At 54.8% G+C, this 24,630-nt stretch carries 24 protein-coding genes; 17 read left to right on the top strand and 7 right to left on the bottom strand.

The features are described from left to right. Positions 1-25 precede the first annotated feature (25 nt). Positions 26-790 (top strand): co-chaperone DjlA, encoded by a 765-nt coding sequence (gene djlA / locus K7H09_RS17370; RefSeq protein WP_027957921.1) that lies wholly within the window; start codon positions 26-28, stop codon positions 788-790. A gap of 80 nt (positions 791-870) precedes the next feature. Here the strand turns inward: djlA and K7H09_RS17365 are convergent, their stop codons facing one another. Further along, complete coding sequence (locus tag K7H09_RS17365; RefSeq protein ID WP_230805321.1) at positions 871-1,608, bottom strand: SDR family oxidoreductase; 738 nt, start codon at positions 1,606-1,608, stop codon at positions 871-873. 98 nt (positions 1,609-1,706) lie between these two features. Between K7H09_RS17365 and K7H09_RS17360 the strand changes: the two genes are divergently transcribed. Together K7H09_RS17360 and K7H09_RS17355 are read left to right on the top strand one after the other, a co-directional pair. Then, positions 1,707-2,660: an AraC family transcriptional regulator gene (locus K7H09_RS17360; RefSeq protein WP_230805319.1), complete on the top strand. Its 954-nt coding sequence runs from the start codon at positions 1,707-1,709 to the stop codon at positions 2,658-2,660. Positions 2,661-2,702: 42 nt separating this feature from the next. Continuing rightward, positions 2,703-3,326, top strand: a complete 624-nt coding sequence (locus K7H09_RS17355) for a glutathione S-transferase family protein (RefSeq protein WP_230805317.1) — start codon at positions 2,703-2,705, stop codon at positions 3,324-3,326. Between the two features lie 72 nt (positions 3,327-3,398). Here the strand turns inward: K7H09_RS17355 and cheZ are convergent, their stop codons facing one another. From cheZ to ribA, 3 genes are all read right to left on the bottom strand, one after another. Then, positions 3,399-4,085: a protein phosphatase CheZ gene (gene cheZ, locus K7H09_RS17350; RefSeq protein ID WP_022521318.1), complete on the bottom strand. Its 687-nt coding sequence runs from the start codon at positions 4,083-4,085 to the stop codon at positions 3,399-3,401. A 281-nt stretch (positions 4,086-4,366) separates the two neighbouring features. Next, positions 4,367-5,086 carry a PAQR family membrane homeostasis protein TrhA gene (gene trhA, locus K7H09_RS17345; protein ID WP_022521317.1) on the bottom strand — a complete coding sequence of 240 codons (720 nt, stop codon included), beginning with the start codon at positions 5,084-5,086 and terminating at the stop codon, positions 4,367-4,369. A gap of 36 nt (positions 5,087-5,122) precedes the next feature. Continuing rightward, on the bottom strand, positions 5,123-5,758 hold the full coding sequence (gene ribA / locus K7H09_RS17340; RefSeq protein ID WP_009286177.1) for a GTP cyclohydrolase II: 636 nt from the start codon (positions 5,756-5,758) through the stop codon (positions 5,123-5,125). A 276-nt stretch (positions 5,759-6,034) separates the two neighbouring features. Here ribA and hemE point away from each other — a divergent pair, with 276 nt between their 5' ends. The 7 genes from hemE (at position 6,035) to K7H09_RS17305 (ending at position 13,142) form a co-directional block, all read left to right on the top strand. Then, the gene (hemE, locus tag K7H09_RS17335) at positions 6,035-7,147 is read left to right on the top strand and encodes a uroporphyrinogen decarboxylase (protein WP_022521316.1); all 1,113 of its coding nucleotides are present in this window, start codon (positions 6,035-6,037) and stop codon (positions 7,145-7,147) included. Beyond that, positions 7,147-8,013 (top strand): polyamine aminopropyltransferase, encoded by an 867-nt coding sequence (gene speE, locus K7H09_RS17330; protein WP_022521315.1) that lies wholly within the window; start codon positions 7,147-7,149, stop codon positions 8,011-8,013. Before hemE ends, speE begins: the two co-directional genes overlap by 1 nt. Before the next feature lie 268 nt (positions 8,014-8,281). Continuing rightward, positions 8,282-9,307 carry an amino acid ABC transporter substrate-binding protein gene (locus K7H09_RS17325; RefSeq protein ID WP_009286180.1) on the top strand — a complete coding sequence of 342 codons (1,026 nt, stop codon included), beginning with the start codon at positions 8,282-8,284 and terminating at the stop codon, positions 9,305-9,307. A gap of 101 nt (positions 9,308-9,408) precedes the next feature. After that, on the top strand, positions 9,409-10,599 hold the full coding sequence (locus K7H09_RS17320; protein ID WP_141440375.1) for an amino acid ABC transporter permease: 1,191 nt from the start codon (positions 9,409-9,411) through the stop codon (positions 10,597-10,599). Positions 10,600-10,614: 15 nt separating this feature from the next. Then, complete coding sequence (locus K7H09_RS17315; RefSeq protein WP_009286182.1) at positions 10,615-11,715, top strand: amino acid ABC transporter permease; 1,101 nt, start codon at positions 10,615-10,617, stop codon at positions 11,713-11,715. 54 nt (positions 11,716-11,769) lie between these two features. Next, a complete protein-coding gene (locus K7H09_RS17310; protein ID WP_022521313.1) occupies positions 11,770-12,546 on the top strand; it encodes an amino acid ABC transporter ATP-binding protein in 777 nt (258 codons plus the stop codon). Positions 12,547-12,749: 203 nt separating this feature from the next. Beyond that, positions 12,750-13,142, top strand: a complete 393-nt coding sequence (locus K7H09_RS17305) for a RidA family protein (RefSeq protein WP_022521312.1) — start codon at positions 12,750-12,752, stop codon at positions 13,140-13,142. 19 nt (positions 13,143-13,161) lie between these two features. Here K7H09_RS17305 and K7H09_RS17300 read toward each other — a convergent pair whose 3' ends face one another. Beyond that, positions 13,162-14,625 (bottom strand): sensor domain-containing diguanylate cyclase, encoded by a 1,464-nt coding sequence (locus K7H09_RS17300; protein WP_141440374.1) that lies wholly within the window; start codon positions 14,623-14,625, stop codon positions 13,162-13,164. Between the two features lie 50 nt (positions 14,626-14,675). Next, positions 14,676-15,275 (bottom strand): histidine phosphatase family protein, encoded by a 600-nt coding sequence (locus tag K7H09_RS17295; protein ID WP_027957939.1) that lies wholly within the window; start codon positions 15,273-15,275, stop codon positions 14,676-14,678. A 173-nt stretch (positions 15,276-15,448) separates the two neighbouring features. On the opposite strand from K7H09_RS17295, the gene phnD reads away from it, so the two are divergent. The 7 genes from phnD to K7H09_RS17260 all read left to right on the top strand — a co-directional run bounded on the left by phnD (position 15,449) and on the right by K7H09_RS17260 (position 23,535). After that, a complete protein-coding gene (gene phnD / locus K7H09_RS17290; protein WP_141440373.1) occupies positions 15,449-16,441 on the top strand; it encodes a phosphate/phosphite/phosphonate ABC transporter substrate-binding protein in 993 nt (330 codons plus the stop codon). 56 nt (positions 16,442-16,497) lie between these two features. Further along, the gene (gene phnC / locus K7H09_RS17285; RefSeq protein ID WP_022521308.1) at positions 16,498-17,295 is read left to right on the top strand and encodes a phosphonate ABC transporter ATP-binding protein; all 798 of its coding nucleotides are present in this window, start codon (positions 16,498-16,500) and stop codon (positions 17,293-17,295) included. Further along, positions 17,282-18,094, top strand: a complete 813-nt coding sequence (gene phnE / locus K7H09_RS17280) for a phosphonate ABC transporter, permease protein PhnE (protein WP_022521307.1) — start codon at positions 17,282-17,284, stop codon at positions 18,092-18,094. Before phnC ends, phnE (K7H09_RS17280) begins: the two co-directional genes overlap by 14 nt. Next, positions 18,088-18,897 carry a phosphonate ABC transporter, permease protein PhnE gene (phnE, locus tag K7H09_RS17275; protein WP_022521306.1) on the top strand — a complete coding sequence of 270 codons (810 nt, stop codon included), beginning with the start codon at positions 18,088-18,090 and terminating at the stop codon, positions 18,895-18,897. The genes phnE (K7H09_RS17280) and phnE (K7H09_RS17275) overlap by 7 nt, the downstream gene beginning before the upstream one ends. A gap of 92 nt (positions 18,898-18,989) precedes the next feature. Further along, entirely contained in the window at positions 18,990-19,418 is a 429-nt protein-coding gene (locus tag K7H09_RS17270) for a host attachment protein (protein ID WP_022521305.1), read from the top strand. 125 nt (positions 19,419-19,543) lie between these two features. Next, positions 19,544-21,415 carry a methyl-accepting chemotaxis protein gene (locus tag K7H09_RS17265; protein ID WP_141440372.1) on the top strand — a complete coding sequence of 624 codons (1,872 nt, stop codon included), beginning with the start codon at positions 19,544-19,546 and terminating at the stop codon, positions 21,413-21,415. An 11-nt stretch (positions 21,416-21,426) separates the two neighbouring features. Next, positions 21,427-23,535 carry a methyl-accepting chemotaxis protein gene (locus tag K7H09_RS17260; protein WP_141440371.1) on the top strand — a complete coding sequence of 703 codons (2,109 nt, stop codon included), beginning with the start codon at positions 21,427-21,429 and terminating at the stop codon, positions 23,533-23,535. 4 nt (positions 23,536-23,539) lie between these two features. Here K7H09_RS17260 and K7H09_RS17255 read toward each other — a convergent pair whose 3' ends face one another. Then, positions 23,540-24,466 (bottom strand): LysR family transcriptional regulator, encoded by a 927-nt coding sequence (locus tag K7H09_RS17255; protein WP_009286188.1) that lies wholly within the window; start codon positions 24,464-24,466, stop codon positions 23,540-23,542. Positions 24,467-24,630 lie beyond the last annotated feature (164 nt).

Genomic DNA, 24,630 nt, shown 5'->3' with positions numbered 1-24,630 from the left:
TTTTTTAAATTACTTTGAGACTAATATGCTATTTCTAATTATTATTTTCGCCTTGATCGGTCTTGCGTTTGGAGGCCCGGTAGGGCTGCTGATTGGCGGTGGCCTGGGCTGGTGGCTAGGCAAGCGCCTTAGCCGTCGCCTGAATATCGCCCGGATGCGCATCCAGGAAGGCTTTTTGGAGTCGATCTTCTCGGTGATGGGCTGCCTATGCCAAGCCGACGGCAAAGTGACCGACGGCGAGCTGGACGTTGCCGAGAAATTGTTTGACCAGATGCACCTCCAGGGCGAGCAGCGCGCCAAGGCCCGAGCCGCCTTCGAGCGTGGTCGCGCCGATGACTTCGATCTAGACGCCGAGCTGGCCACCGTTAACCGCTTAACCCAGCGCCAGCCGGTACTGCGCCAGGTGTTTATCCAGGTTCAGCTCTCGGCTATCGCCGCAGATGGCGTGCTTCACCCCGCCGAGCACGAGATGATTCTACGCGTCGCCCGGGGCGTAGGCTGCAGCGACGCCGAAGTTCAGCAGATCGAAGCGATGTTGCACGGCGCGGCCGCGAACTCTCAGGGCGCCAGCGAAGAGGCTCTCAAAGACGCTTACCGCGTATTGGGGGTTTCTGATGACGCCAGCGATGCTGAAATCAAAAAAGCCTACCGCCGTCTGATGAGCCAAAACCACCCGGACAAACTGGCCGGCAAAGGCCTGCCCGAGAGCATGCGTGATATCGCACAGGCACGCACCAGCGAAATCGGCAATGCCTACGAGCGGATCCGCGAGGCAAGGGGGAACGCTTAGCCTGACCGCAATCGCCAATTTCCAAAAGCTAGTTAACGAGTCCCCACAAGGGTAACTTCGATAGCTCTAGGCCTTTGATCTTACCCTTGCGCCGTTGGCCGAACGACAATGTCTCCAATATCGACTTCGGGTGGTTGGGCAATGGCAAAAGCGATAGCCGATGCAACAGCAGCAGGGTCAATGGCTATTGACTCCATGCTGTCCGCAACCTTATTTCGAAGCTCTTGAGAAGGGATAGCCTCGCCAAAACTCGTGCGAATTATGCCGGGAGATATCCCCGTTACTCGCAGGTTGGGGCCTGCTTCTTGTCGAAGTCCCTCGTGGATAGTGCGTACGGCATTTTTTGTACCTGCGTAAATAGCCTGCCCTGGAACGATCTTTAGCCCGGCTGTTGAAATCACACTCACGAAGTGCCCCGAGGACTGCCGACGGAAAATCGGTAGTGCAGCCGCGATGCCATAGATGACTCCGCGCAAATTCACATCAATCATCGCATCCCAATCGTCAACGCGCAGTTCATCTAACATTGAGATGGGGCCGATGCCTGCGTTGGAAATGAAAACATCAAGCTGACCAAACCGCTGACAGGCAACGTCAACCAGTCTCTGCAGATCCTCGCGGACGCAGACATCCGTTATTGCGAAGGCCGCTTCGCCCCCCATCAGCGTTATCTCTTCCTCGAGGCTTTCCAGCGCTTCCCTTTTGCGAGCCCCTAGAACTAGCTTTGCCCCCACTCCAGCCAGCTTAAGTGCGGTTTCTCGGCCAATGCCGCTGCTTGCTCCCGTGATAGCGATAACCTTGCCGCTGATACTCGTCATTTCATATCCCCTTTTATCGGTAATGAAAATATTATGGTGAGCCTCAGCTGGCTTATCTATGCTGGAAAATACAGTTTTTTATAGAGATCGTATTAATAATGAGCGATACGCTAACGGAAGTATTTTCGCTACTCGATTTGCGTAGTGCGCGATGTACCAGACTCGAAGCCGGTGGGGACTGGGCACTTCGCTTTCCTGCAAAACCTGCTCTTAAATTCGCAGCCGTTATGCGTGGAGGCTGCTGGCTGATATATCCAAACCAAGAACATATCTGGCTTGATGAAGGTGATGTATTCCTTCTTTCGCACACGCCACCCTACGTTATTGCCAGTGATCCCAACCTCTTGGCCGAGGACGGAGTGGCCGTTATCGACTGGGAACATTCCGATACTGGTCATTACGGCGGCGCCGAGACAGTACTGCTTGCTGGAAGCTTTCTATTAGATGATCTACACGCGCAATTATTGATCGACACTCTACCGCCATTCATGCGAATTCCGGCTGCTGCACCATCGGCAGCCTCTTTGCGACATATTTTAGAAATCCTGGATACCGAAATCCGTCGTACCGAGATTGGTTTCGGTTTAATGCGGCGACATTTAGCTGACATGCTGCTGGTTCAACTTCTACGTGCTTTTGCAAAACGGGAATATGCTGGCACCACAGCGGAACCTGAAGATGTTTTAACCAGCTGGATTGGAGCACTGAATAACTCTCAAATTGGCGCCGCGTTAGATCTCATGCATTCTGAGCCTAGTCGCCCCTGGACAGTCGCAGACCTATCACATCGAGTCGGCATGTCGCGATCTTCGTTCTCTAATGCCTTCCGAACAGCTGTAGGAAAATCACCGATCGATTATTTGTTGCATTGGCGAATGCAGCTGGCGCAAAGATTGATTCAGGAAGGCCTAAGTATCGCAGAGGTTTCTGAAACCGTGGGTTATATGTCACAGAGTGCTTTCGGCGCCGCCTTTAAACGAACCGTTGGACACTCCCCCAAAGCCCAGTTAAAAAAACCTGTGGGCAAGGAAGAGAATCGACAGCGTCGCTAACGACCGCTAGATTAAAGAATCGTTTTTCGCCAGGAGCACGCCATGATCACGCTGTACAGCTTTCCCCACTCCCGCTCGCTACGAGCAGCGTGGACGCTTGAAGAGTTAGGCCTAGAGTATCAGTGCCAGCATGTGGCGCTGGATAAAGGCGAGGGGCAAACAGCCGCGCATTTGGCGCGTCACCCGGATGGCAAGGTGCCAGTTCTTGAAGATGGAGAAGTATCGCTATTTGAATCAGTGCCGATTTGCCGTTATCTAGCGGAGCAATATGGCGACGGCACCCTCCTACCCAGCAGCTCTGCCGCTCGCGCTCAGGTCGACCAGTGGCTCAGCTTTATCGTCACCGAAATGGAGCAGCCACTGTGGAATCAAGCCAAGCATAAGTTTGCCCTGCCCACAGATAAACGCGTTCCCGCTATTTTGCCGGTCTGCGCATGGGAGTTTCAGCGTGCGCTAAGCGCGCTGGAGCGCCGCTACAACGGGCAAGAAAACTTGGTGGGTAACACCTTTACCCTTGCGGATCTGTTTTTAACCCATACCTTATCGTGGGCGGTCAGCATGAAGCACCGCTTACCCGAACCGCTATTTGCCTATCGCGAACGCCATATTCAGCGCGCCGCGATGGCTAGAGCAATCGAAAAAGAGCAGGCAGCAGCAGAGAGTTAATCAACATCTAAACGCTTTAAAAACCGTTGCTGGCAGTATGTGGCAACGGTTTTTAAACTAGTCGGGCGTTGCTTAAAAGCCAAGGTCATCAAGCAAATCGTCTACTTGATCCTGCCCTGCCACCACATCCGTCTTATTTTGGTTCACCTGCGGCCCGTTACGAAGCTTGGCATGTTCATCGCGGTCATCTTCCATCTTAACGCCGTCGGTGACGTGAGGAACATTATCGACCAGCACCTGAACAAGCTGCTCTTCGATGAGCTTGATGACTTCCATCATTTTCTTAATCACCTGACCGGTGAGATCCTGAAAGTCTTGGGCCATCATGATTTCAAGCAGCTCTTTTTGAGTAGCCCCGGTTGCGGTGGGAAGCTTACTGCTCAAAAAGTTCTGTGTATCCTCGACGAGCTTAGCATCACCTTCTACTGCCGCGAGCTTAGCTGCCGCCGCCTGCCAGCGCTCATTAAGCGCAGCGCCTTCTTCTTCAAGGCTGTCTTGCACCGGTTGAGCGCGCTCAACGGCATTCAATGCCCGCTCTGCGGCCTGCTCCGTCATTGAGGCAACGTAGTTGAGCCGGTCATTAGCATCCGGTATTGCCTGCGCCGCCTGGCTAATCTGCTGATCTAGGCCCAGCTCTTTCATGCTGTCCCGCAGTAGGCGCGTTAAGTGGCCTATGCGATGCACCATCTCATCAGTACTGTCTTTTTTGCCCAGTACCGACGGCATCGTCGTGTCGTGGGCGTTGTTAACAGTGCTCATGACAATCCTCTTGTTGGAAAAGCTTATTGAATGTCGTTTTGGGTGTGGCAATAGACATCATTATACGAACCCACTGTGTTTTTTCAGGATGCACGGCGTTAAATACACCAAGGTCTGCATCTAAACCTGATACTACTGTCGGCTCAACATCCTAAAACTTAAGTTTAACGTTTAGTCTACAGTGGGAAACTGCGAGTTACAGGTATTTTTAACCCCTTAAAAACCATCTAATTTACAGGCGGGTTCAAGCAGGCAATGATTCGAAGTCGAGCGATTAACCATTAAGCAGCTGAAACGTGCGGTAGAACGGCGCTATAAACAGCAAAGTAGTGACAGATGCTGCCAGCCACTACAAATAGATGCCAAATCGCATGGTTGTAGGGGATCGCACGCACGGCGTAGAAGATCACCCCTAGCGTGTAGGTAATTCCTCCCGCGGCCAGTAGGGCAATGCCGGTCGTTGAAAGACTCGCCGCCATCTCTCCTGATGCCAGCACGATCATCCAGCCCATGAGCAGATAAATCGCCACACGTAATATCGAAAAACGTTGAGGCCATAGCAGTATGCAGGCAATGCCCACCAACGCCAGCGACCACACGGCGGCAAACAAAACCCAGCCTGTAGTGCCGCGCATATTGACGAGTAAAAAGGGCGTGTAAGTACCTGCGATGAGTAAATAAATCGCGCAGTGATCAAGTAACTGAAAGCGCTGCTTCCAGCGCCGATGAGGGATGCCGTGGTAAAGGGTAGAGGCGGTATAAAGCAGGACTAGCGTGGTGCCGTACAGGCTCAGGCTGACAATTTTCCACGGGTCGACATGGGCGGCGTAACTCGCCGCAACCAACAGTACTACCATTCCCACCAAACTGAGCACAGCACCGATACCGTGGGTGATACTGTGCAGCCACTCTTCGAATACACTGAATTCGCCCTGCTCTTCGGGAAGGTTTTCACGCTGCTGTTTATACTGCTTGTACTGCTCCTTACTGACGGCGTTCATCCTGGAGCGCTCCTCGCATGCCATCCCCCACTCGTATCACCCCTTGCGCTCAATATCCACATCGCTGGCGTGAGTGAAGTCATCCAGGGCCATCATATGGCCAAGCTTGCCCGCTTTGGTTGAGAGATACTGCTCGTTATGAGGGTTCAGGCCGGTGGTGATCGACAAACGTTCGACGACATTCACGCCGTCGCGGGTGAGGGCATCCACCTTGCGCGGATTGTTGGTCATGAGCCTTAACGCTGTGATGCCCAAATGGTTAAGCATCGGCACGCACAGATCATAGCGGCGCATGTCGGCGCCAAAACCGAGCTGCTCGTTGGCCTCGACCGTATCAGCACCTTGATCTTGCAGGTGGTAGGCACGAATTTTGTTTAACAGGCCTATTCCCCGCCCCTCTTGGCGCAGGTAAAACAGCACGCCGCGGCCCTCTTCAGCGATGCGTTTTAGCGCTTCCTGGAGCTGATAGCCACAGTCGCAGCGCATGGAGAAGAGAGCGTCACCGGTCAAACACTCGGAGTGCACCCGCCCCAACACCGGCTCGCCGCCGGTCACATCACCCAACGTTAAGGCGATATGATCCTTGCCGGTAGCCTCATCTTCGAAGCCATGCATAGTAAACGTTGCCCAGGGCGTGGGCAGCCGGGAAGCGGCAATGAAGCGAATGGTCACAGGTTACCTCGCTGATTGACCAAACCAGTTAACCACACCAGTGTTGGCAAAGTGGGTCAGTATTCTAACAGGAAGCGGCGCCCGCCTCACGCTGACAAGGCGACTAAATAATGGAGAAAAATTGGCCGGGTGCGACGATTTTTGCCATCGAGTACGCCGCCCTAACACCTATCTTCAAGTACAATTGCCCTCATACGATCCCCAAAACGGTTTCAAGTACGCTCCCAAGTACGGTTTCCAATACGATGCGGGCAAATTTCCTAAGAGCAAGTGTCTATGACCACTACACCTTTGCAAAATGATCGCTTTCTTCGCGCACTAGCGCGCCAGCCCGTCGACCGCACCCCGGTGTGGATGATGCGTCAAGCGGGCCGCTACCTGCCGGAATACCGCGCCAGCCGGGCCGATGCGGGCAGTTTTATGGATCTGTGCCGCAACCATGACCTGGCCTGCGAAGTCACCCTACAGCCCTTGGAGCGTTACCCGCTGGATGCAGCCATTCTGTTTTCAGATATTCTGACCATTCCAGATGCCATGGGCCTGGGGCTCTATTTTGAAACCGGCGAAGGCCCAAAATTCCGCAAAACCGTGCGTACACAGGAAGAAGTCGCCGCGCTAAGCGTGCCCGACACCGAGCGCGACCTGGATTACGTGATGCGTGCGGTGTCGACCATTCGTCGTGAGCTGAACGGCCGCATGCCGCTGATCGGCTTCTCAGGCAGCCCCTGGACGCTGGCGACTTACATGGTGGAGGGCGGCTCCAGCAAGGACTTCCGCCATCTGAAAACCATGCTTTACGATACCCCGGATACCATGCACCAGTTGCTGGATACGCTGGCGCATGCGGTAACTGACTACCTGAACGCCCAAATTCGCGCGGGTGCCCAGGCGGTACAGATCTTTGATACCTGGGGCGGCGCACTTTCTACCCCTGCGTACCTTGAGTTCTCGCTGCGCTACATGGAGCAGATCGTTTCGGGACTGATCCGCGAGCACGACGGTCGCCGCGTACCGGTGATTCTCTTCACCAAAAACGGCGGCCAGTGGCTTGAGCATATCGCCTGCGCCGGTGCCGATGCATTGGGTATCGACTGGTCTACCGAGCTTTCCGATGCCCGTGCCCGGGTTGGTCACAAAGTGGCGCTACAGGGCAATCTTGATCCCAACGTTCTGTTTGCCCGCCCCTCGGCTATCCGCGCTGAAGTAGCCCGCGTGTTGGAGAGCTACGGCCACGGCCCTGGCCACGTGTTTAACCTGGGCCACGGAATCAGCCAGTTTACCAACCCCGACAACGTCACTGCCTTTATGGAGGCGCTGCACGAATTAAGCCCGCAGTATCACCGCGATATTCCAACGCACACAAATGCACAGCACTCAGGAGCCAATTGATGAGCGATTTACGCGACGACCAATGGTTTACCGAAGTCTTTGATAGCCACGGCAGCGCTTTCTCACTGAAGATCTCTGAAAAACTGCTGGATGTACAGAGCCAATACCAGCATCTAGAGGTCTACGCCACCGAGACCTACGGCAACCTAATGGTGCTGGACGGCTGCGTGATGCTGACTGATCGCGATAACTTCCTCTACCACGAGATGATTGCGCATCCGGCGCTGTTTACCCACCAAGATCCCAAACGTGTGGTGATCATCGGCGGTGGCGACTGCGGCACCTTAAAAGAGGTGCTGCGCCACCCGAGTGTCGAGAAAGTTACCCAAATTGATATCGACGAAGAGGTCACCAAGGCCTCTGAGCGCTTCTTCCCGTCGTTGGTAGCGTCGAATAACGACCCCCGCGCTGAACTGCTGTTCGCCGACGGCGTCAAGTGGGTGGACGATGCACCTGATGAGAGCATCGATGTGCTGATTATCGACTCCACCGACCCGGTTGGGCCCGCTGAAGGGCTGTTTAAAACCGATTTTCTCAAGCGCTGCCACCGTATTTTGAAAAGCGGCGGCGTAATGGTGCAGCAGAGCGAATCACCGCTTTACCACAGTGGCTCGATCATCCGAGAGCTGCGCAACGACATGTTGAAAGCCGGTTTTGACAGCGTTGCCACGCTGCCCTTCCCGCAGCCGGTATATCCTTCAGGCTGGTGGAGCGTAACATTGGCGGGTAAAGCCACCGACGTGAATACGTTCCGCGAGCAGGCAGCCACCAACCACGACTTGCCGCTTGAATACTATAGCGTTGACGCCCATCGCGGTGCGCTCGCCCTCCCGCCGTTTATGCGCAAGGCATTCGCAGCCGAGTAAACCACGCCTAATAACTGCCTTTGTGTTACCGCCCACCTCAGCTTGCCCTATAACGGTGCAATGCGAGGTGGGCAGTAACCTTTTTGCACCTAGACCTTCGTCTCGAATTCGTTGAGTAGCGTTGAAAAGCGCTGAATTAACGCCTGTACCCTTGTTGGCATCTTCCTTGCTAGGTTTAGTGACATGCTACGGCATGCATAACTATTTCAACTACTGGTTTCATTAACTGATTTCAGTAGCTGATTCCAATAACTTCGAGGGAAACTAGATGTTCAATAAAAAACACTTAGCGCTTCTGGCGTCCGCTGGCTCACTTAGCCTGGCGGGAATGGCAACTGCTCAAGCCGACACCCTGGAAGATACCATTGAGCGTGGTGCCGTTCAGTGTGGTGTGAGCGATGGTTTGCCGGGCTTCTCAGCTCCGGACGACGACGGTAACTGGCAAGGTATCGACGTTGATGTATGCCGCGCTGTAGCGGCAGCGGTACTCGGCGACTCAGAAGCCGTCAACTATATTTCACTCAACGCCGTGGAGCGCTTCACCGCCCTGCAATCAGGTGAAGTCGACGTTCTATCACGTAATACCACTTGGACCACTACCCGCGATACAACTCTGGGCCTGAACTTCACCGGGGTTACTTTTTACGACGGCCAGGGCTTCATGGTATCCCGTGACCTGGGTATTACCGGTGCTGATGAACTCGACGGCGCCTCCATCTGCATTCAGTCTGGCACCACTACCGAGCTGAACCTGGCTGACTACTTCCGTGCTAACGACATGGAATTCAACCCGATCGTATTTGATACCTCTGAGCAAACCGTGGGTGGCTATCAGGCCGGCCGCTGTGACGTGCTAACCTCCGATACCTCTCAGCTAGCGGCGCTACGTATTCAGCTAGACGATCCTTCAGCCTCGATGATCCTGTCTGACGTTATCTCCAAAGAGCCACTAGGCCCTGTGGTTCGTCAGGGTGACGATCTTTGGTTCAACATTGTGAAATGGTCGCTGTTCGCCATGATTAACGCCGAAGAGTACGGCGTCACCAGTGAAAACGCTGAAGAAATGCTTAACTCTGAAGACCCCAACATCGCTCGCTTGCTAGGCCAAGACGGCAACTACGGTGAAGGCATGAACCTAGAAGCAGATTGGGCCTATAACATTATTAGCCAAGTGGGTAACTACGCTGAAAGCTTCGACCGCAACGTGGGCATGGGCTCGCCGCTGGAAATTGAGCGCGGTGTCAACGCCCTATGGACAGACGGCGGCTTCCAGTACGCTCCCCCGATTCGCTAAGCGTCTCGCTTGACCCCGGCCCGCCGCCCTCTTCACAGGTATCTGTTTAAAGGTCGTGGCGGGCCATTTGATTGACCTTCCGTGTAGCGGAGACGCCATCCATGTCTGTAAGACCCAACATTCGCCCCGCTGGCCACAAGCCGCCGTTTTGGCGAGACCGCGCTAAGCGCGCACTTATTTTTCAGCTTATATTGGTCGCCGTTGTCGCGGCTTTCCTGATCTATATTATCGGCAATACCCAAGCCAACCTGAATGCTCGCGGCATTACCACTGGCTTTGGCTTCCTGGGCAACACAGCCGGCTTTGGTATTGGTCAAAGCTTAATCGAGTACTCCTCCCAAAGTACCTACGGCCGCACTTTTGTGATTGGCTTGCTCAATACGCTGCTAGTCGGTGGATTGGGGGTGTTAGCTGCCTCGATTATTGGTTTTATCGTCGGTATCGCGCGGCTATCGCCCAACTGGTTGATCGCTCGGCTAGCCAATGCGTATATCGAAACGTTTCGTAATATCCCCCTGCTGCTGCAAATTTTCTTCTGGTACTTTGCTGTACTGCGGACGTTACCCAGCGCTAGAGAGAGCATGGCCTTTGGTGAAGCCATTTTCCTGAACGTGCGCGGGCTGTACCTACCTCAGCCTCTGTTCGAGTCAGGATTTGGTCTTATCCCAGCCACCTTCGTGGTGGCTATTATTGCCAGCATCGCACTGGTCATGTGGAACAAGCGCCGTCACGAAGCCACCGGCAAGCGCCTACCGGTTTTCTGGATGTCGCTGGTGATTATCTTTGGCCTACCACTGCTGGTACTGGTCGCTACAGGTGTACCGGTGACCTGGGAGATGCCGGTACTGCGCGGCTTTAACTTCGGCGGTGGTATTACCATTATCCCTGAATTTTTGGCCCTGTGGCTGGCGCTGTCTATCTATACCGCGTCCTTCATTGCGGAGATTGTGCGCTCGGGCATCCAAGCCATCCCCCATGGCCAAACGGAAGCCGCCCAGGCATTGAGCTTGCCGCGCAAGCTAGTGCTGCGCCTAATCATCATTCCCCAGGCTATGCGCGTCATTATTCCGCCACTCACCAGCCAATACCTCAACCTGATTAAAAACTCGTCACTGGCCACCGCCATCGGCTACCCCGACCTGGTATCGGTTTTTGCCGGCACCACGCTCAACCAGACCGGTCAGGCAATCGAAGTCATTGCCATGACCATGGCGGTTTATCTGATCATCAGCTTGCTGGTGTCCATGTTCATGAACTGGTTCAACGCTCGCGTTGCGCTGGTCGAACGCTAGGCCGGAGGCGACCCCATGATTCACAATAAAGAAACCATACCTCAGCGCCCGGCTCCTAAAGGCACCATTGGGCCGGTTGCCTGGCTACGAGGCAATCTGTTCAACGGCCCTATCAATAGCATCTTCACGCTACTGGGCCTGTACGTGCTCTATCTACTCGTGGTGCCAACGGTTCAGTGGGCATTTATTGATGCCAACTGGGTGGGCGACAGCCGCGAAGACTGCACACGGGTGGGCGCCTGCTGGGTATTCGTTAACGCACGCTTTTCCCAGTTTATGTACGGCCTCTACCCGAGTGAGGAGTATTGGCGCGCCAACATCGTGTTTGCCATGTTCGCGGGCATTATTGCCTGGATGGTCATTCCGCGCCTGCCGTTTAAGCGCTGGATGACACTGTTTGCGCTGCTGATCTTCCCGGTGATCGCCTACGTGCTGCTACACGGCGGCTACTTTGATCTACCGCGTGTCTCCACCCACCGCTGGGGCGGTTTGATGCTGACGCTGCTACTGGCTAGCGTGGGGATGATTGGCGCACTGCCTATTGGCATTGTATTAGCCCTTGGGCGACGCTCGAACATGCCCATCGTCAAAACCTTCTGCGTGATTTTTATCGAGTTTTGGCGCGGTGTGCCGCTAATCACCATTCTGTTTATGGCCTCGGTGATGCTGCCGCTGTTCCTGCCGTCTGAACTTAACGTGGATCGCCTTATACGTGCGCTAATCGGCCTGACGCTGTTCCAAAGTGCCTATATGGCCGAGGTTATTCGCGGTGGTTTGCAGGCGATTCCCAAAGGGCAAGATGAGGCCGCCGCGGCACTGGGGATGACGTATTGGAAGCGCATGGGGCTAATCGTGATGCCTCAGGCACTGAAAATGATGATTCCTGGCATCGTCAATACGTTTATCTCACTGTTTAAAGACACCACCCTGGTCATGATCATCGGGCTGTTTGACCTGTTGGGCATTGTGCAAGCGGCGCTTTCCGACTCGCGCTGGCTGGGCTTCTCGGTAGAGGGCTATGTATTTGCCGCGTTCGTGTTCTGGATATTCTGTTTCAGCATGTCGCGCTACAGCCAGTACTTGGAGCGCAAGCTAAACACCGGCCATAAGCACTAGTTCGAGTTTAAATACGAGCGCCGCATCTCATTACGTTTTAAGTAGGATTTCAACATGACACAAGCAGCCACCAACACCTCTGACACCAGTGCTTCTGACCTGATGGTCGAGATGCACAACGTTAACAAGTGGTACGGCGATTTTCACGTACTGCGGGATATCTACCTTGAGGTAAAACGCGGCGAACGTATCGTGGTTTGCGGCCCATCAGGTTCGGGTAAATCAACGCTAATTCGCTGCATTAACCACCTTGAAGAGCACCAAAAAGGTGAAATTGTGGTGGGCGGTCTACCGCTGACCCAAGACGTCAAACGCATTGAGCAGATTCGTCGCAGCGTCGGCATGGTGTTTCAGCACTTCAATCTGTTCCCGCATTTATCAGTGCTGGAAAACTGCTGTATTGCGCCAATGTGGGTACAAAAGAAGCCGCGCAAAGAGGCCGAAGCGCTAGCCATGGAGTACCTAGAACGGGTGCGCATTGCCGAGCAGGCAACTAAGTACCCGGGGCAACTCTCGGGCGGTCAGCAGCAGCGTGTAGCGATTGCCCGCTCGCTGTGCATGCACCCCGACGTGATGCTGTTTGACGAGCCCACCTCCGCCCTCGACCCCGAGATGATCAAAGAGGTGCTGGACGTTATGGTGGAACTGGCGGAAGAGGGCATGACCATGATCTGCGTGACCCACGAAATGGGCTTCGCCAAAACCGTCGCCGACCGGGTGATCTTTATGGATCAGGGGCAAATCATTGAAGAGAACGCGCCAGAGCCGTTCTTCAACAACCCGCAGTCTGAACGTACCCAGCTGTTCTTAAGCCAGATTTTGGGGCATTAATACACAGCCCCAGCGACAAAGCAGCTGTGGATAAGTTCGTCATCATGGGCCTCACTTGAGGCCCATGATAGTTAACAGACTTTAAAAAACAGCATGTCATCGCGAGCGTAGCGCGGCGATCTTGAAGTTATCTTGCCACTACAAACAAGATTGCTTCGTCGCTCCGCTCCTCGCAACGACATCATTCAAAAAAGGATAAAAGCATGATTGAAAAGCTGTTTATCGACCGCGCCCCGCAACCGATTGCGCCTTTTTCCCACGCCTGCCGCGTAGGTGATCTGGTCTTTATCACTGGCCAGATGCCGACGGTGCCAGAGACCAACGAGATGCTTTTGGGCACCTTCACCGAACAGACTCATCGGGTAATGCAGAACCTGGCGATTGTGCTGGAAGAAGTCGGAAGTGCCTTCGAATATGTGGTGCAGTCCCGGGTGTTCATTACCAATATGGGCCACTTCGACGAAGTGAATAAGGTCTACGCCAGTTACTTTCCCCAGCCTCTACCCACCCGCACCTGTATCGGGGTAACCGGCTTGGCTGGCGGCGCTGATGTGGAAGTCGATATGATTGCCTGGATTCCACCGTCGCAGCAATAAACCTCATCAGTCGTCGTCATCACGGCTGCCAGTGAGCCACAACGCGATTTCGCCCCGCCTCTTTGGCGGCATAGAGCGCTTGGTCGGCCTGGGCAACGGCGACTGCCTGACTGTGGTCTAAATCACTGGTGAGCGCCAGAGGTGCAATCCCCACGCTGACGGTGAGTGTCACCATCATCGGCGCTTGCGAATCACCCGCCGTCAGGTAAAACGGCTGCTGGGCTACTCGTTGGCGAATACGCTCACCCAGCTGGACTACCTGTTGGTGCGATAAATCACCCGCCGTAACAGCAAACTCTTCACCACCGAACCTTGCCAGACAATCCTCGGGCCGCAGGGCCTCGTGTACTCGCTTTGCCATCTCCACCAGCAGCGTATCCCCCGCGGGGTGACCGTAGCGATCATTGATATGTTTGAAGTAATCAATATCAATCATCAGCAAATAATAGGCTGCCGCTTCAGCTTGCTCATTGAGTTGTGCTAAGTGATTAGCCAAGCCACGTCGGTTGCGTGTGCCGGTCAAGGCGTCAAACTCCGCCGCCGCCCAGGCCTGCTCTTCGCTTTTTTTACGTTGACTAATATCGATGACTAGGCCGCCGATACGCGCTAAATAGCCATCATCGGAGTAGTAGCTTTCCATCACCAACTCATGCCAACGCCATTGCCCGGATGCGACCCTGAGCTGAACATCGATGCGGCATTGGGTTTGCAGCCGCTGTTGACACTCGCGAATCAAACCAAACACCCGTATGCGGTCAGTGGGCATGGCGTGGGCCAGTAAGCGACGCAACGGGAGCCTAGCATAATCGCCAGGATAACCCAGCGAAAGCAGCAACGCCGAAGAGCACCAGGTGGCGCCACTGCGAGTATTAATCTCCCAGGTGCCGCAGGCGGCGACCTGCTGCAGCAGATCAACCTGCCGCTGCCTGCGGGTAAGCTGCTGACGATAAATAGCCGAAGCGATCAGTTCAGCGCCGATCACTAGCGCCTGCAACCCCGCTCCCTCCCAGTCAACTTCACGCTCACAGTCATCGAAGCCCAAGGTGCCCCACCACTGACCATCCACCATAATCGGAACGGTCACCATCGATAAAATCGACTGGCTTTCCAAATTGTCGCGCAGCGACCCCAAATCCACCTGCGAGGTAATACAGGTGTGCGAGTCACCACGCTCCCGACGATTGACCATTTCCTCATACTCGAGATCGTCGATCAGCGTGGTAAAAAAGCGAAAGCGTTTTTGCGTTCGCTCACGATAGTGCGATGAAGATGCCCACTCAAAAACAAAATCCTGCAAGACACCGTTTGGGTTGCGCTCTATGGTTTGAAATATCCACACCCGATTGACACCCGACGCTTCCCCTAGCGCCGCCAATAGCTGATCGACGCCCTCACTCCAAAAGTGCGCGTCGATGAGCGCGCGGCTGCCCACAGCAAGGGCATTCAGCAGGCTCGGCGCATCCGGCGAAAAAGGAGCAGGCATAGCAGGTTCTCTTTACTTTTCTTAGAGACTACCACACAGCTTTTAGTGGATTACACGCCATGCCCATAAAGAGTAATGCTAGCGGGTGCTAACGGGGTTTGCTCACGGTGGGACGTCAGCGGTTTCCCGGCCAGGGCAGTCAGCAGAATTTGCAGCGGATCACCGTGACTGACGAGCAGAATGACTTCCCCGCTTACCTGTTGTTCCCAGTCACCGATCACCGCCTGCATACGGCTCGCCACCCGGCTCAACGCTTCTACTCCATGGTGCTGGTGTTCAGCATCCTCGGCATCTAACGCCCATACACTGGGATAGTGCTCGTCCCCCAACCCCTCTAGTTCGCCAAAATTTCGTTCCCGCAAGCGCGTATCCACGCTGGGTACCAACTCGAACCTGGCCGCCACATGGGCAGCGGTTTGGGTGGTACGCAAAAAGTCTGAATGCACCACGCGGGTCGGCACAGGCCACTGCCAGTCGGCAACGAGCTGGGCAAGCTGTTGCTCACCATGCTCGGAGAGACCAAAGTTTTCCACCCCGCGCCCCGGCGAGCTGACAATCACCCTCTGTTGATTAGCCTGACTATGGCCGTGGCGCATGAATAAATAGCGGTTGCGCCAATGGTCGGAGAGCGGCTGTAAAGTATTTGACATAAGTTTGTCACAAACCCTAGATTGAAGGTGTCTACTTTCGAAAATAACCATCCTTGACGCGGAATGTCCACTTACGAAACAGTTTCCGCTTTCAATAGTGGCAAAACGCAGCCAAGGAAATACAGCCTGACCCATAGCAAGAACACAACAATAACGCACAAACGAGGCTTACCATGACAACTTCGCTCTTCCGCCAGCACCCGCTTGCTATACTTATCGCTACATCCCTACTACCGCTCACCCTGCTCTCTACCCATGCCTTCGCGGAGTGCGAACGTGGCGCCCTGGATACCATCTATTGTGATGAAGATGGCGATATGGTGGCGGATCGCCCTGCCGATGAGGCTGAGTGGGTCAATCCAGACACGCTGATTTTTGCTTATACCCCCGTGGAGGATCCGGCTATCTATTCGGATATCTGGCAGCCGTTTATCGATCACTTGGCCGAGGTTACCGAACGGGATGTGCGTTTCTTCGCCGTACAGTCAAACGCTGCCCAAGTTGAAGCCATGCGCAGCGGTCGGCTGCATATCGCTGGCTTCTCCACTGGCCCTACGCCGTTTGCGGTGAATTTGGCCGGTGCCGTGCCGTTTGCCTTGATGGGCTCTGATGACGGCCAATTCGGTTACACCCTGCAGTTATTTACTCATGTCGACTCTGATATCCATGAGGTTGAGGATCTCAAAGGCAAACGCGTTGCCCATACCTCACCCACCTCAAACTCGGGCAATTTAGCCCCTCGTGCGCTGCTGCCGGAACTCGGCATCACCCCCGATGAGGATTACGAAGTGGTCTATTCGGGTAGCCACGACCAATCCATGCTGGGCGTGGTGGCCAAGGATTACGACGCGGCCCCCGTGGCCTCAGAAGTCGTCGAGCGGATGGCAGCACGCGGTCTTTACGATGAAGAAGACGTGCGCCTGATCTACGAATCCGACCGTTTCCCCACTACCTCCTATAACTACGCGCACAACTTGCATCCCGACCTGGTCGAGAAAATAGAGGAAGCCTTTTTTAGCTTTGATTTTGTCGGCACCGAACTTGGTGAAGAGTTTGAGGGCGTCGAGAAATTCATACCCATCAACTACCAAGACAACTGGCAGGTAATTCGTACCATCCAAGCGGCCAATAACGTGAGCTATACGCCAGAAAACCTGGAAGAGTAAACGTAGCGCACCGCCGCCGGCGGTGCGGTTATTGTCTCGACGATGGAAGCGGACACATGCTGGAAATTACCAATCTGGTCAAACGTTATGGCCACGATGAAGCCGTGCTGAAAGGGCTTGACCTCAAGGTAGAGGGAAACAGCGTTGTTTCTATCGTAGGCGCCTCGGGTGCGGGTAAAAGCACCATGCTGAGATGTATCAATCGCCTGGTCGAGCCAACCTCCGGCTCGATCAAACTCAACGGCAATGAGCTGGTGAACCTGAAAGGCGCCGAGCTGCGCCGTGCTCGCCGCAAGATCGGTATGGTGTTCCAAGGCTTTAACCTACTGGATCGCTTGACCGTGATGGAGAACGTGTTGGCCGGGCGGTTGGGTTACGTCAATCTCTATCAAGCAATATCCCGCCGCTACCCTCAGGCCGATATTGAGCGTGCGTTTGTGCTGATGGAGCGGGTGGGAATCGCTCATTACGCCAACAAGCGCGCTGATGAGCTATCCGGTGGCGAGCGCCAGCGGGTAGGCGTCGTGCGAGCCCTGATGCAAGAGCCTGATGTTCTGCTGGCGGACGAACCAACTGCCTCGCTCGACCCACGCACCTCCGAGCAGATCATGATACTGCTGCAAAGCCTGGCCAGTGAGCTCTCGCTGCCAGTACTCATCAATATCCACAACGTCGCACAGGCCAAAACCTATACCGAGCGGATTGTGGGTCTACGCCACGGCAAGATGATCTTTGATGGGTTGCCTGCCGATTTCAACAAAGACGCGTTAGACGCCATCTACGGAGGCATTGAAGCGCCGGACGACGCGATTACCGATACGCCAGCGGAGGAGCCCTCACATGACTCCGCCTGAGGCCCCTTCAACGGCGCCCCGCACCTGGCGAAAGCCGCCGTTCATTGCCAACCCGTTGCTACGCTATGGGTTAATCGTGGTTGCCGTGGTTTATCTGGTCTGGGCGTTCGGCTCGCTGCCGTTCAACTGGGCACGGATCTCTGAAGGGTTGCCCCGCGCGGCACGCATATTTAGCGGCGGCTTCCCACCCAGCCTAGAGCGCTACGAGCTGCTGCTAACAGGCTTTAAAGAGAGCTTTCAAATCGCCATTCTGGCGACGCTATTGGGGGTTTTACTCTCTATTCCCTTTGCCGTGATGGCGGCACGTAATATCGCCCCAATGCCTATCTATGTGATTGGCCGGTCGGTGATTATCGTATCGCGCAGCTTTCATCCGGTAATTGTTGCCATCCTGTTTGTCGCTGCCGTTGGATTTGGCCCACTCGCAGGTATTCTGACTCTGACACTCTACTCCATCGGCTTTGTGGGCAAGTTGCTCGCCGAAGAGATCGAGGAGATTGATTGGGGCCAAGTAGAGGCGATGAAAGCCGCCGGCGCTGGCTATGTGGCCATTCTGTTTTATGCGGTCTTTCCGCAAATTCTGCCACGCCAGGTAGGGCTATCCATGTACCAATTGGATAGTAACTTGCGCGCATCAGCGGTGGTCGGAATCGTTGGGGCAGGCGGCATTGGCGGCACCCTGATGAATGCCTTTGGGCGTTACGACTACGATTTCGCCTTTGCGATTCTGCTCATTATCATCGCGGTCATTTTGCTCAGTGAAGGTGTCAGCGGCTGGGTAAGGAAAAAAATATGGTAGATCACGCACAGCAGCTTGCCGATCGTATTTGGCAACGCTATGACCGCAAACAGCGCCTGATTCGTTACGCCGTTCTGCTAGCTACCTTGATGTTAGTGGTTTGGGCGGTGCGCGATATTGATATTTTCTGGCCCTGGGTGTGGGATGCGCCCAACCAAATCTCCGGGCTTGGCGCACGCATGTGGCCACCCAGTGCGGCGGGGCTCAATGGCATTATCGCAGCGCTGATCGAGACCGTGCATATCGCTACGCTGGCTACCTTTCTGACGATTTTCCTGGCGCTCCCGGTGGCCTACATCGCCGCCCAGAATACTACCCCCAACCGCGCCTGTTTGTGGTTTGGTCGCTTCATTCTGGTCTCAAGCCGTTCGGTGAACACCATCATCTGGGCGCTGCTGTTCGTGGCCATTTTTGGCCCTGGGGTATTAGCGGGCATACTCGCCATCATGTTTCGCTCGATTGGCTTTATCGGCAAGCTGATGGGCGAAGCAATAGAGGAGATTGACCGGCGCCCCGTAGAGGCCATGGAAGCCACCGGGGCCTCCAAGGCCAAAGTGGTCGCCTATGCAATCGTGCCTCAGGTCATGCCCGCGTTTTTTGCCATCGTCATCCTCCGCTGGGATATCAATATCCGCGAATCGACGGTACTTGGGTTGGTGGGCGCCGGGGGTATCGGCGTTATCCTCCAGGGCGCAATTGACACCTTTGCCTGGCCTACCGTGGCGACCATTTTGATTGCCATTATTGTGCTGGTACTGATTGGTGAAGCCGTCACCAGCTTGCTGCGTAGCAAGGTGCTGTAACCCACGTTGCTTAAGCCGAGGCAAGCGTTTGACCTAACGCCAAACGCTTGCCATGGTTAGATGACCATCAACGACATGGAGTATGCACAGCGATGACAACCTATATCGTGGTAGCCGACGCCGCTCGCGCACGCATTTTTACCCGAGATGCCTTAACGTTGGCAGAGCAAGAAAGCATGGTTCACGCTGAAGGACGTCTACACGAAGGTGACTTGGTCACCGACGGTCGAGGCGATGTGCATGAGTCGATGTCCACTACCTCTCGCTCGGCTGGCGAAGAGGGAACGGCTACTAAGCACGAAAACGAGTTGTTTGCGAAAGAGGTCGCTCAGCGACTTTATAGTGCTCGAGTAGGCAACAGTATGAAGAAGCTCATTATGGTGGCGCCACCTAAATTTTTAGGGCTTTTACGCGATAAACTCGATGCCCCTACCCAAAAGCTGGTGATTCATTCCCTATCAAAAGATCTAAGTAAAGCTTCAATGGCCGATATTCAACAAGCAGTTAGTGATTTACGCTAGTAATATCCAAAACTTAAAGACCATGTAAGACTAAAGAAAGGGTCGCTCTCGCCGATAGCCTAGAAGACATTATAAACGGTACCTCCCCCTGAGTACTGACATGCACTTCTACGTCGAGAGCGACCATGCTATCTACCCTCCGAGCACGCATCCTATTGGCTGCATTAGTGGCGATTACCCTCGCCCTGGTGGTTAACGGCATTGCCAGTTACACCACCGTAAAACAGCACAATAGCCAGCAAGTTAACCGCAACTTAGAAGCCGTTGTTCGCGGTAATACGCAAGCACTTCAGGAATGGACGGCTTCTCGCGCCACTATGCTATCGGCCCTGGAACAGGCCACTATAGAAGACAACCCGCTGTCAGCACTGCAACAGCTGACCGCATCCGGTGGGTTTATGACCTCCTATATGGCTTATCCAGACACCCCAAACGCTATTTTTTCTGATGGTTGGGAGCCACCTAGCGATTATGATCCGCGCCAGCGCCCTTGGTATCAAGACGCAGTCAATGCAGAAACAACCGTAGTAACAGCACCTTACATCGACATGATCAGTAACGAGCTAGTCGTATCATTTGTACACCCCTACTACCGCGGGGGTGAACTAATCGCTGTGGTGGGCGCCGATATCAATATTAATGATGTTGTAGAGATTGTAGCGGCCATTGCTCCTACCCCTTCAAGTTTCGGCTTCTTAACCACTGGCGATGGCACCTTGGTGGCCCACCCGGATAGCAACCTCAGCCTAGAGCCCTCCACCACCCTCAACAGCGAACTGGATAACAACCGCTTAGCACAAATCACTAGCGCGGAGCAGCCTCAAGCCATGGAGCTCCAGGGCAGCAATAAGCTACTGCTTGGCCAGCCAGTAGGTGGCAACAGCGACTGGCAACTTGTAGTGGCACTCGATGAAGCAGAGGCAACAGCGGGCCTGCGCGCCATCGCCACGACATCGATAGTCACGCTGCTGATTGTGGCCGCAATCACGGCAGTGGTCTTCGGTTTGCTGCTTTCTCTGCTGCTACGCCGCTTGCTGGGAGTTCGTAATGCGATGGATGATATCGCATCGGGAGAGGGCGATTTAACCCGACGCTTGCCCGAAGAGGGTAATGATGAAGTCACTCAAATTGCCAAGGCCTTCAACCGTTTCGTAGGTAAAATGGAGGCCGTATTAATTGATGTACGCACCAGCAGTGAATCTGTTCACCACGCGGCCAATGAGATCGCCATGGGTGGTCAGGACTTATCCCGTCGCACCGATAACGCTGCCGCTAGCCTGCAGCAGACCTCTGCATCGATCGAGGAAATCACCAGCACGGTTCAACACACGGCTGCATCCGCAAAAGAAGCCAACAAGCTCTCCCAAACCGCCTCAGAGGTAGCCAACGAAGGTGGGAAGGTTGTAGCAAATGTGGTGACCACCATGGAAGACATTACCCACGCTTCGGATAAGATCGGTGAGATTGTCACCTTGATGAACAGCATTTCATTCCAGACCAACCTGCTGGCGCTTAACGCGTCGGTGGAAGCTGCCCGCGCTGGCGAGCATGGCCGTGGTTTTGCCGTGGTGGCCGACGAAGTACGCAAGCTGGCTGGGCGTAGCAGTGATGCCGCCAACGATATTCAAAAGCTGATTGAGGACTCTCAAACCAAGGTTAACAATGGCACCACTTTAGTGCGTAATGCGGGATCTACCATGCAAGACATCGTCGCGCATATTACCCGCGTTACCGATGTTTTGGAGGAGATCAATGCGGCCACCAGCGAGCAAAACGATGGCATCAATCAGGTCAACATTGCCGTCGCAGAACTGGATCGCATGACTCAGGAAAACGCGGCCATGGTGGAAGAGTCCACGACCGCCGCCGAGCAGCTAAAAGAACAGGCCGATCATCTGGCAGGCACTATCAGTAGTTTTAAGCTGTCTCACGCCGCGGCACCTGCCCTGCAAGTGCAGTACCAAGCACATGACAACCGCCGCCATCACATTACTTAAGGGGTAACGCTATGCATTTTCGTTCGTTACGCTCTTTTGTCGTCGCACTTGCGGGCCCTTGCTTGCTCGCGATTGTGGCTGCGCTAGTCATCTATAACTTGGTCGCCGCGGCCCGCACCCAGCAAACGGTGAATGAGCATACCGGCGCATTGATGGAAAGTGCATTGAATGCGCGCTTGGATGCCATTGCCGAAGCAGAGGGCGGGCGTATTCAGCGCGAACTCAACAATGCCATGACTATCGCCAATCAATTGGCGACTACTAATGCTTTGATGGGTATGGAGGATGAAGAGGAGCGCCGCTCGCTTTACCTGAACCGCCGCGAACTATCTAACTTAGTGCGCCAAACTGTGGCCGACAACCCGACACTGCTGGATGCATTTATCGGCTGGGAGCCCAATGCGTTTGGTGACGACGCACGATATGCAGGAGATGAGCGCTATGGCCATGACGGTAGCGGTCGCTTTATGCCCTGGTGGTACCGCACCGAGGATGAAACGCTAGAAGTGCTGCCGCTGGGAGATACCATGGAGAGTGAAGAACGCCTTCCCAGCGGCGTTCGGGAAGGCGAATACTATCTTTGCCCTCGTGAAACCCTAGTTCCCTGCATTATCGATCCGGCGGCTTATGACTATGGCGGCGAGACGCAACTGGTCACTTCGTTTAACGCCCCCATTTTGGTGGATGGCGAGTTTCGTGGCGTTGCGGGGGTAGACCTCTCCCTTAACTTTATCCAAACCCTGCTAAGCGATGCCAACCAAGCGCTATACGAAGGCGCTGGGCGCATGGCTCTCGTCGCGGGAAGTGGGGGGCTAGTCGCCGACACGGCAGGCGTAGAGAGTCTGGGCTCGCCTGCCAGTGACTCCCTTAGCAGTACAATTCTCGCGGGCATCCGAGAGGCATCAGAGCAAGGTAGCCTGCAAAGCAGCGTTAACGATGGTCTACTGCAGCGCTATCAGCCTATTACCATTGGCGATACTCGCCTCCCCTGGGTGTTGGTACTCCAGCTCCCTGAAGACGTAGCGCTTGCGGAGTTAGGCAAGCTGCAAGCAGTTCTCAGCGAGCAGCGCCAGCAAAATACGCTGGGCATGACGGTAGTAGGGCTACTTCTGGCAGCATTGGGGGTGGCAGCGCTATGGTGGATTGGCGGGCGAATCGCACGGCCTCTTAAGCGGCTTGCAAGCCGCATGGCAGAGATTGCTTCAGGCCATGGTGACCTTACCCAACGTCTACCGGTGCATGGGCGAGATGAAAGTGCCGCGGTAGCTGAGCAGTTCAATGCCTTTGCAGAAAAAATTCAGGTTATTCTGCTGGATGTGCGCCGTAGTAGTGAAGCCGTCAACCACGCGGCTAATGAAATTACTCAAGGTGGCCACGACCTCTCACGGCGCACTGAACAGGCCGCTGCCAGCCTGCAGCAAACCTCCTCTGCGATGGAAGAAATCAGCAGCACCGTTAGCCATACCACTCACGCCTCGCAAGAAGCCAGTGGGCTTTCACAAACCGCCTCGCAGTTAGCCTCGCGTACCGACAGCGCGTTTGAGCAAGTCGTGGCAACGATGGATGATATTCGATCCAATTCCGATGAAATTCAGGCCATCGTGACCGTCATCGACGGCATCGCCTTTCAGACTAACCTGCTTGCCCTGAATGCTTCTGTGGAAGCCGCCCGGGCTGGCGAACACGGTCGTGGGTTTGCCGTGGTCGCCGACGAAGTTCGCAAATTAGCCTCTCGCAGTAGCGAAGCCGCCAAGGATATCCGCCAGCGTATTAATACTTCGGCTGGCAAGGTTGAAAGCGGTACCCAAATGGTTCGAGATGCGGAGTCGGCAATGCACGAATTAGCAGAAAGCGTCACGCGGGTAACGCAAATGTTGGGAGATATCAGTACGGCCGCTCGAGAACAAAGCGAGGGCATTAGCCAGGTGAGCATTGCCGTCACCGACCTAGACCAAATGACCCAGCAAAACGCCGCGCTTGTGGAGGAGTCGACGACCGCCGCTGAACAGCTAAACGATCAGGCGGATAGGCTCGCTGCGCTGGTAGGCGGCTTTACACTTGAGCCAAAAAACACCCCTAGCAACCATCAGTTGCCTGCTCCCGAATTGACTGAGCGATAAACGCTTAAGGAATCGGCGGCAGCGCAATATCGTCGCTGCGCTTGGCCCCAGCGGTCATTTCACGGCACAGGCGCAGGAATTCGCGCACGCCGGTGGTGAGGTATTTGTGCCGGTGCCAGATAAACGTAAACTGACGCTTTAGATCCAACTCCGGCGTAGGCAGCGGCACCAAGCTGCCGCGCCGGAAGGCATCTCGCAGTGCCAGGCGCGAGACACAGCCAATCCCCAGCCCTGACTCCACGGCACGCTTAATACCTTCCGTATGCTCTAGCTCTAGCAGGGTGTTAAACCGGCTGCGGCGGTGGCGCGCGGCATGCTCCAGAGTCATGCGGGTGCCAGAGCCCTCTTCGCGCATAATCCAGTCCTCACGCAGCAGTTGTTCAAGTTCAAGGTGCTCGCGGCCTGCCAGTGGGTGTCGCGGCGAGCAAAACACGCACAGCTCATCTTCCACCCAGGGTTGGCTGATGATCATGTCATCGTCGCACTGCCCCTCGATCAAGCCTAAATCCAGCGAGTGCTGGCGCACGCCTTCGATAATATGGCGCGTATTGCGCACTGCCAAGCGCACCCGGCTACCGGGGTGGCGCTGCATAAAATCGCTGATCAGCAGCGTGGCCAGGTAGTTGCCAATGGTCAGCGTAGCCCCTACATCCAGCGACCCAACCCCTTTCTGGCCACGTAGAAGCTCTTCAATCTCTTCGCCGCGATCCAGCAGCGCCACCGCTTTGGGCAACAGCTGAAAACCCAGTGCGTTAAGTTTTAAGCGTTTACCAATCCGATCCAGCAGTTGGCAGTCGAACTGCCGCTCAAGCTCCGCAAGCGCCGTGCTGGTTGCCGACTGAGACATGGCCAGCGCCCGCGCCGCATGGGAGACGCTCTCATGCTGAGCAACCGCCACAAAGACTTCTAACTGCCGCAGGGTGTAGTGCATAGAGTCTGACCTTTATTTGATCTATATCTATTTTTCAGATAACCGTTATCAATATAATTCGCTTAACAGATATACCACCCTTTGCTTAGACTTGCTGGCAACATATTTAATCATTTTTATTCTTTTTAAGAATATGACCGATGCGGACTAGCGCCAGCATCGAC

Origin of the sequence: Halomonas sp. IOP_14 (assembly GCF_021021315.1) — a bacterium.
In the GTDB taxonomy this organism is placed as follows: Bacteria; Pseudomonadota; Gammaproteobacteria; order Pseudomonadales; family Halomonadaceae; genus Vreelandella; species Vreelandella titanicae.
This window is presented reverse-complemented; position numbering and strand designations above follow the sequence as displayed.

Bases quoted from the DNA above. Each gene is read 5' to 3' on its own strand.
- djlA (WP_027957921.1), top strand. From the start codon at position 26: ATGCTATTTCTAATTATTATTTTCGCCTTGATCGGTCTTGCGTTTGGA.
- K7H09_RS17365 (WP_230805321.1), bottom strand. From the start codon at position 1,608: ATGACGAGTATCAGCGGCAAGGTTATCGCTATCACGGGAGCAAGCAGC.
- K7H09_RS17360 (WP_230805319.1), top strand. From the start codon at position 1,707: ATGAGCGATACGCTAACGGAAGTATTTTCGCTACTCGATTTGCGTAGT.
- K7H09_RS17355 (WP_230805317.1), top strand. From the start codon at position 2,703: ATGATCACGCTGTACAGCTTTCCCCACTCCCGCTCGCTACGAGCAGCG.
- cheZ (WP_022521318.1), bottom strand. From the start codon at position 4,085: ATGAGCACTGTTAACAACGCCCACGACACGACGATGCCGTCGGTACTG.
- trhA (WP_022521317.1), bottom strand. From the start codon at position 5,086: ATGAACGCCGTCAGTAAGGAGCAGTACAAGCAGTATAAACAGCAGCGT.
- hemE (WP_022521316.1), top strand. From the start codon at position 6,035: ATGACCACTACACCTTTGCAAAATGATCGCTTTCTTCGCGCACTAGCG.
- speE (WP_022521315.1), top strand. From the start codon at position 7,147: ATGAGCGATTTACGCGACGACCAATGGTTTACCGAAGTCTTTGATAGC.
- K7H09_RS17325 (WP_009286180.1), top strand. From the start codon at position 8,282: ATGTTCAATAAAAAACACTTAGCGCTTCTGGCGTCCGCTGGCTCACTT.
- K7H09_RS17320 (WP_141440375.1), top strand. From the start codon at position 9,409: ATGTCTGTAAGACCCAACATTCGCCCCGCTGGCCACAAGCCGCCGTTT.
- K7H09_RS17315 (WP_009286182.1), top strand. From the start codon at position 10,615: ATGATTCACAATAAAGAAACCATACCTCAGCGCCCGGCTCCTAAAGGC.
- K7H09_RS17310 (WP_022521313.1), top strand. From the start codon at position 11,770: ATGACACAAGCAGCCACCAACACCTCTGACACCAGTGCTTCTGACCTG.
- K7H09_RS17305 (WP_022521312.1), top strand. From the start codon at position 12,750: ATGATTGAAAAGCTGTTTATCGACCGCGCCCCGCAACCGATTGCGCCT.
- K7H09_RS17300 (WP_141440374.1), bottom strand. From the start codon at position 14,625: ATGCCTGCTCCTTTTTCGCCGGATGCGCCGAGCCTGCTGAATGCCCTT.
- K7H09_RS17295 (WP_027957939.1), bottom strand. From the start codon at position 15,275: ATGTCAAATACTTTACAGCCGCTCTCCGACCATTGGCGCAACCGCTAT.
- phnD (WP_141440373.1), top strand. From the start codon at position 15,449: ATGACAACTTCGCTCTTCCGCCAGCACCCGCTTGCTATACTTATCGCT.
- phnC (WP_022521308.1), top strand. From the start codon at position 16,498: ATGCTGGAAATTACCAATCTGGTCAAACGTTATGGCCACGATGAAGCC.
- phnE (WP_022521307.1), top strand. From the start codon at position 17,282: ATGACTCCGCCTGAGGCCCCTTCAACGGCGCCCCGCACCTGGCGAAAG.
- phnE (WP_022521306.1), top strand. From the start codon at position 18,088: ATGGTAGATCACGCACAGCAGCTTGCCGATCGTATTTGGCAACGCTAT.
- K7H09_RS17270 (WP_022521305.1), top strand. From the start codon at position 18,990: ATGACAACCTATATCGTGGTAGCCGACGCCGCTCGCGCACGCATTTTT.
- K7H09_RS17265 (WP_141440372.1), top strand. From the start codon at position 19,544: ATGCTATCTACCCTCCGAGCACGCATCCTATTGGCTGCATTAGTGGCG.
- K7H09_RS17260 (WP_141440371.1), top strand. From the start codon at position 21,427: ATGCATTTTCGTTCGTTACGCTCTTTTGTCGTCGCACTTGCGGGCCCT.
- K7H09_RS17255 (WP_009286188.1), bottom strand. From the start codon at position 24,466: ATGCACTACACCCTGCGGCAGTTAGAAGTCTTTGTGGCGGTTGCTCAG.